The sequence below is a fragment of the Paenibacillus sp. cl6col genome (assembly GCF_900102125.1).
GTDB lineage: Bacteria > Bacillota > Bacilli > Paenibacillales > Paenibacillaceae > Paenibacillus_B > Paenibacillus_B suaedae.
On sequence record NZ_FNAZ01000003.1, the window covers coordinates 702,448 to 718,611 of the forward strand.

General features: G+C 54.4%; 17 protein-coding genes. All 17 read right to left on the reverse strand.

Annotated features, from left to right (window positions below):
- Positions 1–3: 3 nt before the first annotated feature.
- Positions 4–966 carry an enoyl-CoA hydratase-related protein gene (locus BLS15_RS11210; protein WP_021256934.1) on the reverse strand — a complete coding sequence of 321 codons (963 nt, stop codon included), beginning with the start codon at positions 964–966 and terminating at the stop codon, positions 4–6.
- A gap of 73 nt (positions 967–1,039) precedes the next feature.
- Positions 1,040–1,471, reverse strand: a complete 432-nt coding sequence (locus BLS15_RS11215) for a PaaI family thioesterase (RefSeq protein ID WP_021256935.1) — start codon at positions 1,469–1,471, stop codon at positions 1,040–1,042.
- Positions 1,468–1,770, reverse strand: coding sequence for an EthD family reductase (locus BLS15_RS11220; protein ID WP_021256936.1), 303 nt, complete (start codon positions 1,768–1,770; stop codon positions 1,468–1,470). The genes BLS15_RS11215 and BLS15_RS11220 overlap by 4 nt, the downstream gene beginning before the upstream one ends.
- 56 nt (positions 1,771–1,826) lie before the next feature.
- On the reverse strand, positions 1,827–3,287 hold the full coding sequence (locus BLS15_RS11225) for an NAD-dependent succinate-semialdehyde dehydrogenase (protein ID WP_021256937.1): 1,461 nt from the start codon (positions 3,285–3,287) through the stop codon (positions 1,827–1,829).
- A 352-nt stretch (positions 3,288–3,639) separates the two neighbouring features.
- Positions 3,640–4,119, reverse strand: coding sequence for a 1,2-phenylacetyl-CoA epoxidase subunit PaaD (paaD, locus tag BLS15_RS11230; RefSeq protein WP_090511623.1), 480 nt, complete (start codon positions 4,117–4,119; stop codon positions 3,640–3,642).
- 36 nt (positions 4,120–4,155) lie between these two features.
- Positions 4,156–4,989, reverse strand: a complete 834-nt coding sequence (paaC, locus tag BLS15_RS11235) for a 1,2-phenylacetyl-CoA epoxidase subunit PaaC (protein ID WP_090511461.1) — start codon at positions 4,987–4,989, stop codon at positions 4,156–4,158.
- Between the two features lies 1 nt (position 4,990).
- Positions 4,991–5,335, reverse strand: coding sequence for a 1,2-phenylacetyl-CoA epoxidase subunit PaaB (paaB, locus tag BLS15_RS11240; protein ID WP_021256940.1), 345 nt, complete (start codon positions 5,333–5,335; stop codon positions 4,991–4,993).
- A complete protein-coding gene (gene paaA / locus BLS15_RS11245) occupies positions 5,332–6,324 on the reverse strand; it encodes a 1,2-phenylacetyl-CoA epoxidase subunit PaaA (protein ID WP_021256941.1) in 993 nt (330 codons plus the stop codon). The genes paaB and paaA overlap by 4 nt, the downstream gene beginning before the upstream one ends.
- Positions 6,317–7,759 (reverse strand): dihydrolipoyl dehydrogenase, encoded by a 1,443-nt coding sequence (gene lpdA, locus BLS15_RS11250; protein ID WP_021256942.1) that lies wholly within the window; start codon positions 7,757–7,759, stop codon positions 6,317–6,319. Before lpdA ends, paaA begins: the two co-directional genes overlap by 8 nt.
- Positions 7,760–9,109, reverse strand: a complete 1,350-nt coding sequence (locus tag BLS15_RS11255; RefSeq protein ID WP_021256943.1) for a dihydrolipoamide acetyltransferase family protein — start codon at positions 9,107–9,109, stop codon at positions 7,760–7,762. It lies immediately after the preceding gene.
- Between the two features lie 22 nt (positions 9,110–9,131).
- A complete protein-coding gene (locus tag BLS15_RS11260) occupies positions 9,132–10,115 on the reverse strand; it encodes an alpha-ketoacid dehydrogenase subunit beta (protein ID WP_021256944.1) in 984 nt (327 codons plus the stop codon).
- Positions 10,112–11,203 (reverse strand): pyruvate dehydrogenase (acetyl-transferring) E1 component subunit alpha, encoded by a 1,092-nt coding sequence (gene pdhA, locus BLS15_RS11265; RefSeq protein ID WP_051613980.1) that lies wholly within the window; start codon positions 11,201–11,203, stop codon positions 10,112–10,114. Before pdhA ends, BLS15_RS11260 begins: the two co-directional genes overlap by 4 nt.
- Before the next feature lie 101 nt (positions 11,204–11,304).
- Entirely contained in the window at positions 11,305–12,093 is a 789-nt protein-coding gene (locus tag BLS15_RS11270; protein ID WP_021256946.1) for an ABC transporter ATP-binding protein, read from the reverse strand.
- A complete protein-coding gene (locus tag BLS15_RS11275) occupies positions 12,080–13,030 on the reverse strand; it encodes an ABC transporter permease (protein ID WP_021256947.1) in 951 nt (316 codons plus the stop codon). Before BLS15_RS11275 ends, BLS15_RS11270 begins: the two co-directional genes overlap by 14 nt.
- Positions 13,031–13,057: 27 nt before the next feature.
- On the reverse strand, positions 13,058–14,059 hold the full coding sequence (locus tag BLS15_RS11280) for an ABC transporter substrate-binding protein (protein ID WP_090511464.1): 1,002 nt from the start codon (positions 14,057–14,059) through the stop codon (positions 13,058–13,060).
- A gap of 684 nt (positions 14,060–14,743) precedes the next feature.
- Positions 14,744–15,268, reverse strand: coding sequence for a hypothetical protein (locus BLS15_RS11285; protein ID WP_065291960.1), 525 nt, complete (start codon positions 15,266–15,268; stop codon positions 14,744–14,746).
- 113 nt (positions 15,269–15,381) lie between these two features.
- Entirely contained in the window at positions 15,382–16,143 is a 762-nt protein-coding gene (locus BLS15_RS11290; protein WP_028531362.1) for a DUF3891 family protein, read from the reverse strand.
- Between the last annotated feature and the right edge of the window lie 21 nt (positions 16,144–16,164).

Here is a 16,164-nt window from a genome sequence, read left to right on the forward strand (position 1 = left end):
CTCCTACTCCCCACGGAAGACAGGCTTTCGTTTATCCGCAAAGGCTTCTAATGCCTCCGCCCGATCCTTCGTCGGGATAATCATCTCATAGGCTTGTGCCTCAACCTCTAGTCCGGAATACAGACCAACATGGCTGCCCCGGTTTATGGCGTATTTGGCCTGATAGACCGCGAGCGGCGCATTAGATGCAATCTCATTTGCCAAATCAAGCGTCATTGTGTGGAGCTGCTCTGCGTCATCGGCTATTCCGTTCAGCAATCCGTATTGCAGCGCATCTTGGGCGTTCATTTTCCGCGCAGTCAGGATGAGCTCCTTCGCCCGCGCTGGCCCGATAAGCCGCGGCAGCCGCTGCGTTCCACCTGCACCGGGAATGATGCCCAGACTCACCTCGGTAAGTCCCATACGGGCATCCCGGACAGCTAAGCGCAAATCGCAGGCCAGCATTAATTCGAAACCGCCGCCGAACGCATATCCATTCACCGCTGCAATCGTCGGCTGCGGAAGCTCCTCCACGGCGGTGAATACATCCCGGATCGCACGCACGTTGCGTCTCACCTGTTGTTCATTCAGCGTGCGCCGTTCCTTTAGATCAGCCCCTGCGCTGAAGGCTCGGCCCGTGCCCGTCACGATGACGGCACGAATCTGATGACGATCCTCCCGGATTTCCACAACGATTTCTCCCAGGCGCACCAGCGTTTCATAATTGAGGGCATTTAAGTCGGCAGGCCGATTCAGCGTAATGACGGCAACATGACCGTGGCGATCCAGCTTCACTGACTGTACCGTCCCTTGCTCCTGGAGCGTACCCTGAACTTGTACCTGAACTTGTACCTGGTCTTTTACCTGGTCTTGTACCTGTTCATGTCCCTGTTTCAGATTTTTCTGATATTGACCCTGTTCTTGATCCTGCACCGGCACCTCACTTTGCACCGACGCCCTGCTCAGCCTCTGCTCCTGCATCTCCATCGATTCGTTCAAGCCCCCTCTTTTCCGCTGATCCGTCTGCTCGACAACCTCCCATTGCTTTTACTCCATCGCCTTATTCCTGCTTCGTGGACGGCAATTCCGCGCCTTGTTCCCCTCGTTTTGGACTGACGCGCGCGTATGTCCCCAAAGCGACAGCGACAAGCTTCCCATCGCAGGTAATGCGAGCGTCCGTCACAATTAAATTGCGCCCCCGCTTCAGCACCCGAGACTCCGCAACGAGAAGTTCGCCGATGGCCGGAGACAAATAATTGATCTTGCTCTCCACGGTTACACACTGCTGCACCCCGTCAATCGGGGGTGCAGCCGCATGGCCCATGGCGGCGTCAGCCAACGTGTTCGTCACGCCGCCATGTACAAAGCCTTCGATGCTGTTATGAAGATCAGGATGGGTATGCAATTGCATAACACAGCCATCTTCATCCAGCCGAACGATCTCGATTCCAAGCAAATCATTAAACCGGTTGCGATGCGTCGGCTTGCTCACTCATGAACCTCCGCCATATGCATGGATACCACTTTGCCGGCAAATCCCATCAAATCCTTGCCGGACGCCTTGCCCTCAGCGGATGACAGGGCTGCCTTCAAGGCCTCTTTCGATTCAAAATACATCTCGCAAATCAGGTGCAGATCGCTATCCCCCATTGGCGTTCCATAAATCGTTCCCACTTCCATCTTCACGAGTCCAGGCATTTTTGCTGCCAATGGAGAATGGGTATTAAAATAATGCTCGTTGAACGCCTCGACATCCTCAGGCTTGCGGTAGATCGCGATTAATTTGACCATGAATAAATCCTCCCTTATCTCTCAATATTCATTCATTACATCTATCAAAACGATGATTACAACCCGAACGAAACAAATTTCGTTTCCAAAAATGCATCCATTCCGTAGCGTCCGCCCTCCAGGCCAAGTCCGCTTTCCTTCCAGCCTCCGAATGGCGCCTGAGTCTGTGTTGGTGAACCATCATTAATACCTACGATGCCGTATTCCAAAGCCTCTGCCAGACGGAAACAGCGGCTGCTGTCGCGCGTATAGGCATAGGCAGCCAAGCCATATGATGTGTCGTTCGCCATTTGGATAACGTCCGTTTCATCCGTGAAGGTCATCATCGGCACAACTGGGCCGAATGTTTCCTCGGCAGCAATCTCCATTTCCTTAGTTACGCCCGTAATGACGGTCGGCTCGCAATAGAAGCCTTTGCCGTATTCCCCCTCCATCAAGCGCTTGCCGCCGAAAACAATTTTCCCGCCTTTGTCTTGTGCATCCTGAATATGGCGCAGCACTTTATCAAGCGCCCGTTGGTTGACGAGCGGGCCAATTTCCGTCTCTTTGCTGCGTCCGTCGCCGACCTTTGCCTTGCTCAGCCGCTCGATCAGCTTGGCGCTGAATTCCTCCGCCACAGACTCATGCACATACAGGCGGTTCGTACAGATGCACATTTGACCCGAATTGCGGAACTTGCTCTCGAACAGCCCTGCAACCGCCGCGTCCAAGTCTGCATCCTCGAACACAATAAACGGCGCATGCCCGCCCAATTCCAGACTGACCCGCTTCACGTGCTTGGCCGCCCCTTCCATCAATAGCTTGCCGACGCGCGTCGAGCCAGTGAAGGCAATTTTGCGAACCTTTGGATTGTCGAGAAGTTCCTGGCCCACCGTCTCCGGCTGGCCGATGACCAGATTAGCGACACCGGCTGGGAACCCTGCTTGTGCGATCAGCTCGAATAACTTAATTGCGCTTAGCGGCGTGCTCTCGGCTGGCTTCAAAACAACCGTGCACCCTGCGGCGAGTGCGGGCGCAATCTTCCGCGCGACCATATTAACCGGGAAGTTCCATGGTGTGATCGCTCCGACGACGCCGACCGGATGGCGGCTGACCATAATTCGCTTGTTCGGCACAGAGGACGGAACCGTCTCGCCATACACCCGCTTCGCTTCCTCTGCATACCACATGAAGTTGTCGGCAGCTCCCAGCACCTCGCCCTTGGCCTCACGCAGCGGCTTGCCCATCTCGGCCGAGATGATGCTCGCCAATTCATCACGATGGCTGCGCACCAATTCATATAATTGGTACAAATATTTTGAGCGCTCACGGGCAGTCAAGCGGGACCAGCTTGGAAATGCCAGATGGGCCGCATCGATGGCCGCTCTGGCGTCCAAATGGTCACCGTAGCTTACCGTCCCTACCTCTTCACCGGTTGCCGGATTAACAACGCGGAGCGTACCGCCGCCTTGCGCTTGCGTCCATTCTCCGTTGATAAACATCGACTTCAATTCAACAGTTTGCATGCTTTTTTCCATCGTTATCGGATACCCTCCCTCTTCCTCTGCAGCTTATTCCGCTCCAAAGGCAGCGCAAATGTGCGCAATAGTGTTTCTTGCCTTTCATGACGTTGCCTTTAAAATAACTTGATCAACCCTTACAGAACCTTGTAATACCACACAAAAAACGCAGTGCAACAAACCAAACGTCTAACAACATCACATTCCCGCTAAACTACAGGCATCAATCCTTAAAATCTTGAAGCCTTAGAGCACTAGAGATTAAGCATTAAGCATTAAGCATTAAGCATTAAGCATTAAGCATTAAGCATTAAATACTAAGCACTAGAGCATTAAAGGCATTACGAACCATACAAGCCCAAGCCTAGCCTCACAACACTTTCAAGGCTTCGAACGGATTTTTGCAGTGCCTGCAATATAAAATGCTGCGGCAAGCCGCCGGGCCGAACATATTGTCCATGCGAGTGTACGGAGAATCGCAATAGGGGCACCGCACCTTCCACTCCTCGCCCGGCGTACAACCGCGCGGCGGTGCAACAATGCCGAATGAACGCAGCTTCTCCCGGCCTTCGTCGCTAATCCGATCCGAGATCCAGGCTGGTTCCCGCAGGAAGTGGACGTTCGCCTCGCGCACTTCCTCGATGGAAAGCAGCTTCTCCTGAATTTCGCTCCTCATCAATTCCAGAGCAGGACAGCCAATGAAGGTCGGCAGCACCTCCACCTCAACCACGCTCTCGTCTACAACTACGCTGTGAATCATCCCCATCTCGATCATGCTGATGACGGGGATTTCTGGATCCTTGACCTCCTGCAGCAGTGCCCAAATTCGTTCCTCAAGCCCCGTTGGCATCTGCCGCATAATCTGCGTCACGATGAACCGCCTCCTTTACCAGCTGGCCGCCGGGTCAATCCGGTACACCTCCGACAAGATGCCGACGACTTGCGTCAAATCGTCGGTATGCTGCCCGTCGCGTCCAGTCCTGACAGGAGTACTCCAGTCTCCTGGCCATGCGAGCCCACTCGCTTCGAACAAGCTCTGCGCCGATGTCTTCCAGCGCCGTGCCAATTCATCGCCACCTATGCTCAGACCGAAGCGTACGATCGCCTCCTCCTCGCTGCCTAGCGGGAACAGGCTTCCAATATCGCTCCACACCTGGGCTACAGCCGCAATCAATCGGGAACGCGCCTCGTTCGTGCCGCCTGCCAGCCGCGTGAACCAGGAGCGCCAATACCGGCTGTGATACTGATGCTCGCGCAGCATTTTGCTGGCCTCCTGCCTTAGCGGCACATACGAGGAATAGGTCAGCACTTCCAGCCGGATTTCCTTGAATAGGCCGTATAGGCTGCAGCGGGCAATCGCGAACGCCCAGTCGTAATGCGGCTCATTCGCATATTCGCCTGGTCCGTTCGGTCGCTCGAGCAGTATGGCATTGCGGAACGCCTCCGGGCTGCGCAAATGCGCCAGGTCATCCGCCTTGCCAGCTCCCAACTCCTCCAGCATCTCGTATAGCATCGCTGCATGCCCCATCATGTCCTGCGCCATCGAGGAGAAAGCGACATCTTCTTCGATGTGAGGCGCCAGCCCAAGCCATTCCGATCCCCGGTATGCCAAAATATAGTCATCGTCTGCAATCTGCAGCAAAAGCTCCTGCAGCGCCCGAGTATAATCCGGGCGGCGCTTGGCCTCTTCCGCCGCCGCTACTTCGATATGCTCCGACATTTCACCCCTCCTTCTGTGCTGCGATATCCACCATGCTCTCATACTCTTCCTTGTGGCGCCGCCACCTCGATTGGATGTCGCCATATCCCTTTGTTTCGCGGTAGCTTTTGTTGTCCAGCCGTTCGAGGCTCTCGCGTTCCTCCGGTGTCAGTCCGTGAATATCATCGCGGTTCACAACCCAGATGTTGATGCAGGGCTCGCGGCGCATGAAGTTCTCCCGCGCCATCAGGAGCGCGGCTTCCGGGTTAGGCGCCAACAAGCTGAACTGGTGCACGAAGCCGGCAGACGGGCTCTTTTGGCTGAATACCTCATAGACGGCAAATTTCTCTTTCCGTTCGCTGCTCATATCGCCTCTCCTCCAGCCGCATAGGATGTACGGGGCGGAGGCGCCACCATCGCTTCCCGCACCCATTCCGCCTCTTCGTAGGACGTTTTCCGCAGCCGCAGCCGCTGTACTGAGCAAGGCCCGTTTCCACGCACAATTTGTACAAAGAGATCCCAATCGGGCTGCTGGTAATGCCAGACGCCCTCCGCTTCGTCGTAACGAATCGTGTCGTCCGGAAGCGTCAAACCCAAATGATAAATCCGGTTCACATATTTATGGAAAAAGGCCTGCCGCAGCTCCTCGTTCGTCTGCGTGCGAATCTTGTAACGCATGTTCATCTGCTGGTTGCTGGACACGGTTCCGCCTTCTGGCGGGCCAAAGAACATCAGCAAGGAAGGCCACCAGCGGTTTACGGCCTCCTGCAGCATCCGGCGCTGCGCCGGCGTTCCTTCGGCCAGCCCCAATACAATGCTTTCACCGTGCTGGGCATGGAATTTCTCTTCCGCGCATATGCGCTGGAGCGCGCGGGCATATGGCGCGTAGGATGTCTCGAGCGACATAGACTGGGTAATGATCGCGGCGCCGTCGACGAGCCAGGCGATGACGCCGGCATCTGCCCATGTGGGCGCCTCCATATGGAACACGTTGTGGAATTTCAGCTTTCCTGAGAACAGATTGCGCAGCAGGTCCTCACGAGTCTGGCCAAGCGGCGCCATTAGATCCTCCGCGACCCGCAGCAGCAGCTGTCCATGTCCCATCTCATCCTGCACCTTAGCCATAATCGCCAGTTTGCGGCGCAGCGTCGGCGCCTTCGGAACCCATTCCTTCTCCGGAAGCGCCCCCATTATTTCACTAACGCCATGCATCGATATCAGCTTAATTAACTGGTTGCGGTAATCGTCTGGCATCCAATCGTCCGCTTCAATCTTGTCTCCCCGGTCAATTCGGTTCAGAAAATGCGCCAAACGCTCGTCGTCCAGCGATCCATCCTGGCCCTTCCGATTACTCATCTTCCAGCCTCCTCTCGTTCACAATGTGTATGGCATGCCCCAAAGCGGCGGCGGCGGCTTCCAGCCAGCCTTCACTAAGCGTCGGATGCGGATGCACCGTCATAGCCACATCCTCCGCTCTCGCAGCCATTTCGAGGGCGAGGACCCCCTGGCCAATCAAGCTGCCGGCATCCGCCCCAACCACATGCATGCCCAACAGCAAGCCGGTATCCTCTTCGATGACTACTTCCGCAAAACCGTCTATCTTCCCAGCCGCCAATGCGTATCCGTTAGCACGGAAAGGAAAGCGGCCCGTTTTTACCTTAATGCCCTGCCGCTCGGCTTCCGCCCGCGTCAGTCCCACTCCGGCAATTTGCGGGTCAGAAAAAATAACGTACGGCACATACGGCGAGTCGAAAGCACTCGGCAATCCGCCGATCACCTCCGCGGCGACCGTGCCCTGCCTCGCGGCGCGATGAGCAAGAGCAGGCCCCGGCGTAATATCACCAATGGCGAAAATGTGGCGCACATTGGTTCGACATTCCGCATCGACCGGAACATAGCCGCGCTCATCCATTCGTACCCCGGCCTGACTGAGACCGAGTCCTTCTGTGTTCGGCATGCGTCCGACTGTCACAAGCACCTTGTCGCAGAGGACGCTCTCCTCCCCTTGCTGCCTCGATTCGAGTCGCAGCTCAACATGATCATCATGCTCCATAACCGCGCGCACTTCCGTACCCATCTTGATGACCATCCCTAGCTTGCCGGCGCGCCGCTTCACTACCGCAGCGAGGCTGCCTTCCACAAGCGGGAGAATTCGCTCCTCGCGCTCAATAAGTGTGACGCGGCATCCAAGTTTGGCGAATGCCATGCCCAATTCGATGCCAATATAGCCGCTCCCGATAATGACTAAATGCTCCGGTATACTGTCCGATTCCAGCGCCCCCGTGGAAGTGAGGATGCGGGAACCACCTGCCGCAGCGAATGCTGGGAGATGCGGCCGCGATCCTGTCGCGATAACCGCCTGCTTGAACTTGTAGGTCTCGAAGCCGGATTCCGTCTCTACCCCGACGCGGTCATCGGACAGGAAGAGTGCGCTCCCTTTCACGACCGTAACCCCGTTAGCGGCGCAGAGCTGCGCCACTCCGCTTCCCAGCCTGCCGACAATTCCGGACTTCCACAACTGCCAATCGGACATATTGAAGGAAAGAGCCCCAGGCTCCATCCGCAGTCCCAGCTTGGAAGCCGATCTGGCTTCGTCATACAATCCGGCCGCATGAATCAGCGCCTTGGACGGAATGCAGCCCGAATGAAGACAAACACCGCCGAGCTCCTCTTTTTCCACCAACACGACCGATTTGCCTAACTGGCCCAGCCGGATCGCTGACGTATAGCCGCCAGGCCCGCCGCCAATGACAACAACATCCGTTTCTACTGCAATTTCACCGACGACCATCTATACCATCTCCGCCCATAATAAGTCGGGCTGCTCTAGCAGCCGCTTGATCCGATTCGTGAATCGAATCGCCTCCGCCCCATCGATAAGTCGATGGTCGAAGGAAAGCGCCATATTCATCATGAGGCGTATGACACCTTCCCCATTGCGAACGACCATGCGCGGCTCCATTTTGTGCAGCGCCAGAATGGCCGCTTCCGGATGGTTAATGATCGGCGTTGCGAGCAGGCTGCCGATCGGGCCGACGTTGCTGATCGTGAAGGTACCGCCGGTAATGTCCGCAAGCTTCAGCTTTCCTTCCCGCGCCCGCTCCGACAACCGCCCAATTTCTTCCGCCATCTCAAATACTGTCTTCCGGTCGGCGTCCCGGATAACCGGAACAATAAGACCGTCCGGTGTATCGGTCGCAATCCCGATGTGATAATAGCGCTTCAACACAATTTCCTTCGTCTCGTCATCAAGCGAAGCGTTGAAGAATGGGAACTCCTTAAGCGCGATGACAATTGCCTTGATGAAAAACGGCAAGTATGTCAACTTCACCTGCCGTTCGGCCGCCAGCGGCCGAAGCCGCTCACGCAGCGCCTGCAGGGCATCGGCTTCCAGTTCATCCACCTGCGTGACATGCGGGATGATGGTCACTGCCTTAACCAGCCTCTCGGCGATCTTCAAGCGAATGCCGCGCAGCGGAAGCCGCTCCTCGGCGCAAGAAGTCGGTGCGGCCCCATGCAACCCGGCAGCGGCATTCTGCGGCCGGACAGCGGAAGCCGTCCGCTCCAGCGCAGGCTGAACCGCATTTTCCCATGTTAGGTCTGCCCCTGCCCCTTCCGCTTCCTTAGTCGTGCCCGCAGCAGCATAGCGCCGTACGTCCTCTTCCGATATCCGCCCGGCGGCTCCGCTCCCCTTCACTTGCTCGATGTCGACATTCAACTGCCTCGCAAGCTGGCGAACATAGGGAGCTGCGCGCACTCTTCCCACAGGTAATTCAGCAGACACCGACGGCGATGTCGCTGCAGACAATGGCAAGGCCACTGCTGGTGATGGCGAAGGAGCGTTGACAACCGCTGCCACTGAAGCCGCCTGTTCCGCCTTGCCCGCTTCCATCGCAGGGATGCGCCCCTCCGCTTCGAGAAGGAACAATACCTCGCCTACTCGAACTCCAGCACCCTCGGCGAACATCAGCTTGCGCACTACGCCGGCCGCCGGAGAGGTCAGCTCGGCGTTCACTTTGTCCGTCTGCACCTCGACGATCGGCTGATCGCAGGCCACCCATTCCCCTTCCTTAATGAGCCATTTCCCGATCTCCCCTTCGTGGATGCCTTCTCCTACGTCGGGAAGCTTGAACTCTATCATTCGCGTTCCTCCTCCTGAACGGTCAGAACTGTATCGCTGCAGCGATTCCTTCTCTTACCCGCCCGACCGTCGGAACATAGACATCCTCGAGCGAGAACTGCGGAACTGGCACATCAAAGCCAGTAATTCGCTGAATCGGAGCCCGCAAATACATCAGCGCTTCATCATTGATCAGCGAAACAATTTCTGCTCCGACGCCGGCCGTCTTCTGCGCCTCATGAACAATTATCGCGCGGCCTGTTTTCTTCACGGATGCGGCAATTGCATCCCGATCAAGCGGATACAACGAGCGGAGATCGATGACCTCACAAGACCAGCCCTTCTCCTGCTCCAGCTGCCGCGCCGCTTCAAGCGCCACCCGCATCATGGCCCCCCATGAAATCAGCGTCACATCTGTGCCTTCCCGGACAATGTTCGCCTTCCCTAGCGGAATGCGGTACATCTCTTCCGGCACTTCTGCCTTGAAGGCTCGGTAAATCCTTGCCGGTTCCAAAAATACGACCGGATCGGGATCCTCAATGGCGCTAACAAGCAAACCCTTGGCATCGTAAGGATTGCTCGGTACGACCACCTTAAGCCCGGGCGTATGAACGAAGAATGCTTCCACACTCTCCGAATGAAGCTCTGGCCCTCTAATTCCCGCGCCGTATGGCGTGCGGATAACAATAGGGACATTGTACTGTCCCCGCGTCCGATACCGCATGCGGGCCGCATGTGTGACGATCTGCTCGAAGCCGGGATAAATGAAGGCCAAAAACTGAATTTCAACGACTGGAATGAAGCCATTCAGCGCCAGCCCGATTGCCGAGCCAATAATGCCGGCTTCAGCCAGCGGCGTATCCACAACCCGCTCCTGGCCGTACTTCTCGAATAGTCCTTCCGTTGCTCGAAACACACCGCCGTTGACGCCAATGTCTTCCCCTGTCAGCATGACGCGCTGATCGTCCGCCAGCTTCTGATCAAGTGCTTCATTAATCGCTTGCAAGATCGTTACGTTCCGGCTCATGCTTCACCCTGCCTTTCCGCACACAGGCCGCTCTGTTCCCGCTGCTCAGCCACAGGCCACAGCATGTCAGCGTTTACGTGCATGAACATATCCTCAGGCTGGGAATTCGGATAGCTCTCCGCCTCTGCAACCGCGGCCTCGATAAGGCCGCTGATCCGATCCACAAGACGCTCCTCATGCTCCTGGCCCCAAATTCCCCTCTTCACGAGATACCGCTTCAAGCGCTCTATTGGATCGCGCTGCTCCCTCCACTCGGCAGAGAGCCGGGCTTGATCCCGATATTTGCGCGGATCGTCGCTGGTCGTATGCGGCCCGTAACGGAACGTGACTGCCTCGATAAGCGTCGGTCCGCCGCCGTTCAAGCCGCGTTCAATCGCTTCGCGTACGGTCAGCCAGACGGCGAACACATCGTTACCATCCACTCGAACACCCGGCATATCGTAAGCAGCCGCGCGCTGGGCGATCGTTCGGGAAGCGGACTGCGCATGGAACGGCACGCTGATGGCGTAGCCGTTATTCTGGCAGAAGAATACAGTAGCCGTCTGATATACCCCGGCAAAATTCAAGGCCTCATGGAAATCTCCCTCCGAGGTTGCCCCTTCGCCGAAGTACACGATGCTCGCCTGCTTCTCACCCTTTAGCTTAGCGGCCCACGATGTGCCTACGGCATGCGTCAAATGCGTGGCTATCGGCACGCATGGCGGCATAATATGGCGGCCTTCCGGACTGATCGAGCCTTCCATATGGCCCATCCAATAAAGCAGCACCCTGCTGAGCGCCTGCCCATGCGTAATTGCAGCAGCATGATCGCGATAGCTGGGAAACAACCAATCATTGGGGGACAGTGCCAGTGCACTCCCGACCTGCGAGGCTTCCTGCCCCTCATAAGGGGCGTACGTGCCCATTCGGCCCTGCCTTTGCAGGTTGACCGCCTTCCGATCGAACATTCTTGTCAGCATCATGTTCTCGTACATTTTTATTGCCAGATCCTCGTCAATGGCTCCCTCGGTAGGGTGGCGAAGCTCTCCGTCCGGCGCCAGCACCTGATAGGGTTCAAGCACTTGATACGGCTCAAGCAGCCCGCGCATATCTTCATGCCGCATTCTCTTTCCTGCCTTCTCTATAACTGGCGAGGCAGACGGATGCCCCTGACTTTGAATCATCAATACCGCTCCCTTTCCCTTTTTTGCTATCCCAACAGCAAGCGGTCATCCGCGACTCCCTTCAACTGGGAGAATTTTTTCAACAATACCTCAATCGTCAAATGCTTCTTTTCCTCCTCCGGCACATCCAAAATAATCTCGCCTGCATCCATCATAATCAGGCGGTTGCCGAGCTCGATGGCTTGCTGCATATTGTGCGTCACCATCAGCGTCGTGAAGTTGGAACGCTCGACGACTTCCTTTGTCAGCGCTGTAATCAATTGCGCCCGCGCCGGGTCAAGCGCAGCCGTATGCTCATCCAGCAGCAACACCTTCGGCTGCGTGAAGGTCGCCATCAGCAGGCTAAGCGCCTGCCGCTCTCCGCCTGACAGCAGTCCGGCCTTAGCTGACAGCCGATTCTCGAGCCCTAGGTGCAGTGAGGCAAGGCTCTCGCGGAACAGATCCTTCCGCTTCTTGTTCACACCCCGGTACAGGGTACGTCCTTTGTCACGCGAGTAAGCAACCGCGAGATTCTCCTCAATCGTCATCGTCGGCGCCGTGCCAGCCATCGGGTCTTGGAACACGCGCCCGATCTTGCGCGAACGCTCGAATTCAGAGAGGCTGGTCACGTTCTCGCCGTCGATTTCAATGGCTCCGCTATCTGGAGTCATCCCGCCCGAGATCATATTCATCAGCGTGGACTTGCCCGCCCCATTGGAGCCGATAATCGTTACGAATTCACCCTCACGAAGCGTCAAGTTTATATGTTGCAGAGCAATTTTCTCGCTCGCCGTCCTGCGGTTGAACACTTTTCGAATCCCCTCAAGTTTCAGCATGGCTTTCCCCCCTTGCTCCGTGGTCGATGGACAGGTGTGGAGCATCTTCTTGAAAGGATCTCATTCGCCTTTCTTTCCATGTTGTTAGAACCCGTGACATGACAAGGGCAGCGACCACAATGACGGCGGTTAGCAGCTTCAGGTCATTCGGATTCAACCCGATGCGGAGTGCAAGCATAATAATGAGGCGATAGACTATAGCTCCTCCGATTACGGCGAAGGTTGCCCGCCGAATGGAAGCACGACCGAACACGGCTTCCCCCATAATGACGGAGGCCAAACCGATGATGATAATGCCGATTCCCATTGAGACATCCGCAAACTCCTGATATTGGGCGAAAAGCGCGCCGGATAGCGCTACCAAGCCATTAGACAGGCTCAGCCCGATAATTTTCATATTGTCGGTGTTCGCAGAGAGGCTGCGGATCATTTTCGTATTGTCGCCGGTGGCCCGAATCGCGAGGCCAATCTCTGTATCCAAAAACCAGTCAATGGCCCATTTGATGAGCAGAACGAATATCCCTACGGCTGCCAAAATCGCAAGCGGCTGCAGACTGGACAAGAAGGATTTGAGCTGTGTGAATAGAGTGCTTTCCCCCAGCAGCGGTGTATTCGCCTTACCCATAATCCGCAAATTGATCGAATATAAAGCAATCATCGAAATAATACCGGACAGCAGCGTATTGATTTTCCCTTTCGTATGGAGCAGTCCGGTCACGGTTCCTGCCACACATCCCGCCAGCAGCGCCCCCAATGTAGCGAGCAGCGGGGAATAGCCGGATGTAATCATGACAGCCGCAACGGCCCCGCCGGTGGCAAAGCTGCCATCTACGGTCAAATCGGGAAAGTCGAGAATTCGAAACGTTACGTAAACGCCCAGAGCCATTAACGCGTAAATGACCCCTGCTTCCAAAGAACCTGTCAGCGCATATAGCACGATAGCATCCTCCTAATTTGGAACGACTTATTTCTCTATCAGGATTGCGCCTTGTGTCATCTCTTCCGTCAATTTGATTCCTTGCGCCTCCGCCGCCTTCGGGTTAATCATCAGATCCAACTTCTTGGAGACCTCAACGGGGATATCTGCCGGCGATGTGCCCTTCAGAACCTTCACAGCCATCTCACCTGTCGCGTAGCCGAGATCATAATATTTGAATCCGATTGATGCGAACGCGCCTTCCCCAACCGATTCACTGCTCTCGCAGAAGAGCGGAATGTCCTTGTCATTAGCGACCGAAACGACTGAGCTTAGCGCCGAAATGACCGTATTATCAGACGGGAGATAGATGATGTCCGCGCGGCCTACCAGCGAATCGGCAGCCTGCTTCACCTCCGAACTGTTCGTCACGGTGGCCTCGACCGTCTCCAATCCGCCTTCCTGCAGCACCTGCTTCACATTGGCGATGTTGACAACAGAGTTCTGCTCCCCGGAATTGTAGATAACGCCTACCTTGCGGGCCTCAGGGAAAAACTTCTTCATCGTCTCCATCGTCTTCTTGATCGAGTCTGGATTCGTGTCGCGCGTGCCTGTCACATTGCCTCCTGGCTTTTCAAGACTGTTGACCAGCTTCGATGCAACCGGATCCGTCACAGCCGTGAACAGCACGGGAATGTCTTTCGTCGCCTTCACAACCGCCTGTGCGGTCGGTGTAGCGATTGCCAAAATGAGGTCATTTTTATCGCCCACCAGCTTTTGAGCGATCGTGAGATTGTTGTTCATATCCCCCTGCGCATTGTGGAAATCAACTTGCAAATTAACATTGTCCTCGTACCCAGCGTCCTTCAGCGCCTGCAAAAAGCCTTCTCTCGCCCCATCCAGCGAAGGATGATCCGCGAACTGCGCAATGCCGATTTTGATCATCTTTTTGCCGTCTGCATCCTTACCCATGTCCTTCGGTTCGTCTGAGTTCCCACATGCTGTCAGCAACAGTGAGCAAACCATAAAAATCGGGAATAACAGTTTCATCCAACCTCGCTCCTTTGCAACAATAATTGGTATTGATTGCGCTTTCAATATAATAATTAGATAAAAAGCGTATTGGCGAGTTGTTTAGATATAAGGCTTTCAAGGCTCTCTAGTGGTATCAAGACATGTTAGGGATTCGCTCTGCTGCTTCGCAGAAAATTCGTTCCTAGTCTGTTGCTGTGTTTCATCTGGAAGGATAAACGTGAATGCGCTTGCCCTCGTGGCTGAGCGCTGCTGCCTGATGGCTTAGATGTGGAGATGTCGCGTATGTATGCGTTGTAAAGATCGCGTAGATGCACAGATCCGTGCTAAATGCTGGAGTTTTTTCATTTCGAAATCGTTGAGTTGCTCAACATAATCGAGCATTTGTAATACGTTTTTTCTATGGTGCGTTATTTTAACGTTATATTATCATGCCGTCATAACTAATGTCAATATTTGGACAAATTTTTATATGAAATGTGTGATTTATGTTATATCCCATGCCGTGAAAACAAAAAAACCTGAAAGGTACAGGCCATTCAAGGTCGATTGAGCACTTATGCAAGCTTGTATAAATTTGTTGACTGGTCAAAAAATAAAGCGGTGACACCGCGATCATCAGATCGTCAGCGTACACCGCTATCCCGTATTTAGAGCAATAATCCCTATTCCTTTTGCTCAAAAAATTCCGTATGTATAGGCTTAAAAATCCGAAATCTCCGGTTTTTTCCACAGCATCGCTGATCCACCCACAATAAGGAGCGCTGCTAATGTAATCCCGATTAGGGAAGAGCTTGCAAACGCGCTTAATGAAAAGACGGCAAAGAACAAAAGCGAAACACAGGTCAGAATACATATCGGAATCAAGAGCCATTTATTACGGTTCCCCATGATATAAAATTCAAATAATCCGAAGGCCACCGCAAGCGGAAATCCAGGCCATACCGTACCGAATGCATCGAACAGCATCCCGATTTGACATACCACACCGCTAACGATCAAGATCCCGCCAGGTATAAGCAGCCCCGCTGCGCGCCCCTTGGTAACAAAGAAGAACATAAAATGAAAAAACAAACCGAGTGGGATGACAAACAATGTTGGCCAAAAATAACCGAATATGCTCCCCGCAGTTGCAAACTTCTCAGCGCCCCATCCGCTCCATGTAACCAGCATCAGCAAAATACCGAAGCCGATTAATGAGAGCGCCTTAATACTTCTACTATTCAAACTCCTCTACCTCCCTTTACTTTCCCAATGTTACCCCTATTTCGTTATCCATACGCCGCTTCATAAGACGACATTCCCCTCGCTAATCCCTTCATTCCCTTTATGAAAAAAATTTATGTGACATGAATGACCTGCTCTCTCCGTTCAGCCTCCTTATAGGCGCTGGCAATCCCTGACTTGTGTATTTGCTCCTTGGCTACAACTTTATAAGATAACACGGCGGTAAACGGTTCCGTAAATGGAGTTGGAGTTACCCGAATCGTCCTGTCATCCAGCCACTCGGCTTGCAATTGCTCACCTGATTCCATATTAAAAGGCTCTGTGCGCTCGAAGCCGTCCTGGTACCAAGGGAACTCTTCTGCTTTTTGTACTCCTGGCTCATTCAAGCACACATACAGGGACAGATCATCGCAAAATTGAAGCATTCGAAAATGATTGGCTATCGTCGAATCCGACAAATCCACAACTTGTTCCCTAATTCGCTGTTGACGCTGCCGTTCATGCTGGAGAAATTCGATTACGTCCTGCTGCTCTTCTACATGAAAGAAAGAGGCGAAATGCTTGCTGCACAATAGGCTGGCATATGGATTGGCTGTCTCGATATCGTCCAGCCCCTTACGATAGAACACAAGCTTTAAGGCCATCGGATAATCCATGAATGTATACGGCTCCTGTTGTGCGTCATTCCAAATTGGTGTATCGTCAAGTCCGATCCAGCTGCAATCATGCTCGTAGGCAGCATATACGGCATCCTTATATCTGTCACAAGTACCAAGCAATTCCGTGCGGAACTTCGAAGCGATTTCGCCGGATAGATATCCATGGTCGTGCTGTGCAATGCATACGATTTCATCTTTCCTCGTCCGAATAATCATTTTCATACAGCTCCTTTATCG

Excerpts from the sequence above, each read along its gene's own strand:
- BLS15_RS11210 (WP_021256934.1), bottom strand. The coding sequence starts at position 966 with ATGGAGATGCAGGAGCAGAGGCTGAGCAGGGCGTCGGTGCAAAGTGAG.
- BLS15_RS11220 (WP_021256936.1), bottom strand. The coding sequence starts at position 1,770 with ATGGTCAAATTAATCGCGATCTACCGCAAGCCTGAGGATGTCGAGGCG.
- BLS15_RS11225 (WP_021256937.1), bottom strand. The coding sequence starts at position 3,287 with ATGGAAAAAAGCATGCAAACTGTTGAATTGAAGTCGATGTTTATCAAC.
- paaD (WP_090511623.1), bottom strand. The coding sequence starts at position 4,119 with ATGCCAACGGGGCTTGAGGAACGAATTTGGGCACTGCTGCAGGAGGTC.
- paaC (WP_090511461.1), bottom strand. The coding sequence starts at position 4,989 with ATGTCGGAGCATATCGAAGTAGCGGCGGCGGAAGAGGCCAAGCGCCGC.
- paaB (WP_021256940.1), bottom strand. The coding sequence starts at position 5,335 with ATGAGCAGCGAACGGAAAGAGAAATTTGCCGTCTATGAGGTATTCAGC.
- paaA (WP_021256941.1), bottom strand. The coding sequence starts at position 6,324 with ATGAGTAATCGGAAGGGCCAGGATGGATCGCTGGACGACGAGCGTTTG.
- lpdA (WP_021256942.1), bottom strand. The coding sequence starts at position 7,759 with ATGGTCGTCGGTGAAATTGCAGTAGAAACGGATGTTGTTGTCATTGGC.
- BLS15_RS11255 (WP_021256943.1), bottom strand. The coding sequence starts at position 9,109 with ATGATAGAGTTCAAGCTTCCCGACGTAGGAGAAGGCATCCACGAAGGG.
- BLS15_RS11260 (WP_021256944.1), bottom strand. The coding sequence starts at position 10,115 with ATGAGCCGGAACGTAACGATCTTGCAAGCGATTAATGAAGCACTTGAT.
- pdhA (WP_051613980.1), bottom strand. The coding sequence starts at position 11,203 with ATGCGCGGGCTGCTTGAGCCGTATCAAGTGCTTGAACCCTATCAGGTG.
- BLS15_RS11270 (WP_021256946.1), bottom strand. The coding sequence starts at position 12,093 with ATGCTGAAACTTGAGGGGATTCGAAAAGTGTTCAACCGCAGGACGGCG.
- BLS15_RS11280 (WP_090511464.1), bottom strand. The coding sequence starts at position 14,059 with ATGAAACTGTTATTCCCGATTTTTATGGTTTGCTCACTGTTGCTGACA.
- BLS15_RS11290 (WP_028531362.1), bottom strand. The coding sequence starts at position 16,143 with ATGATTATTCGGACGAGGAAAGATGAAATCGTATGCATTGCACAGCAC.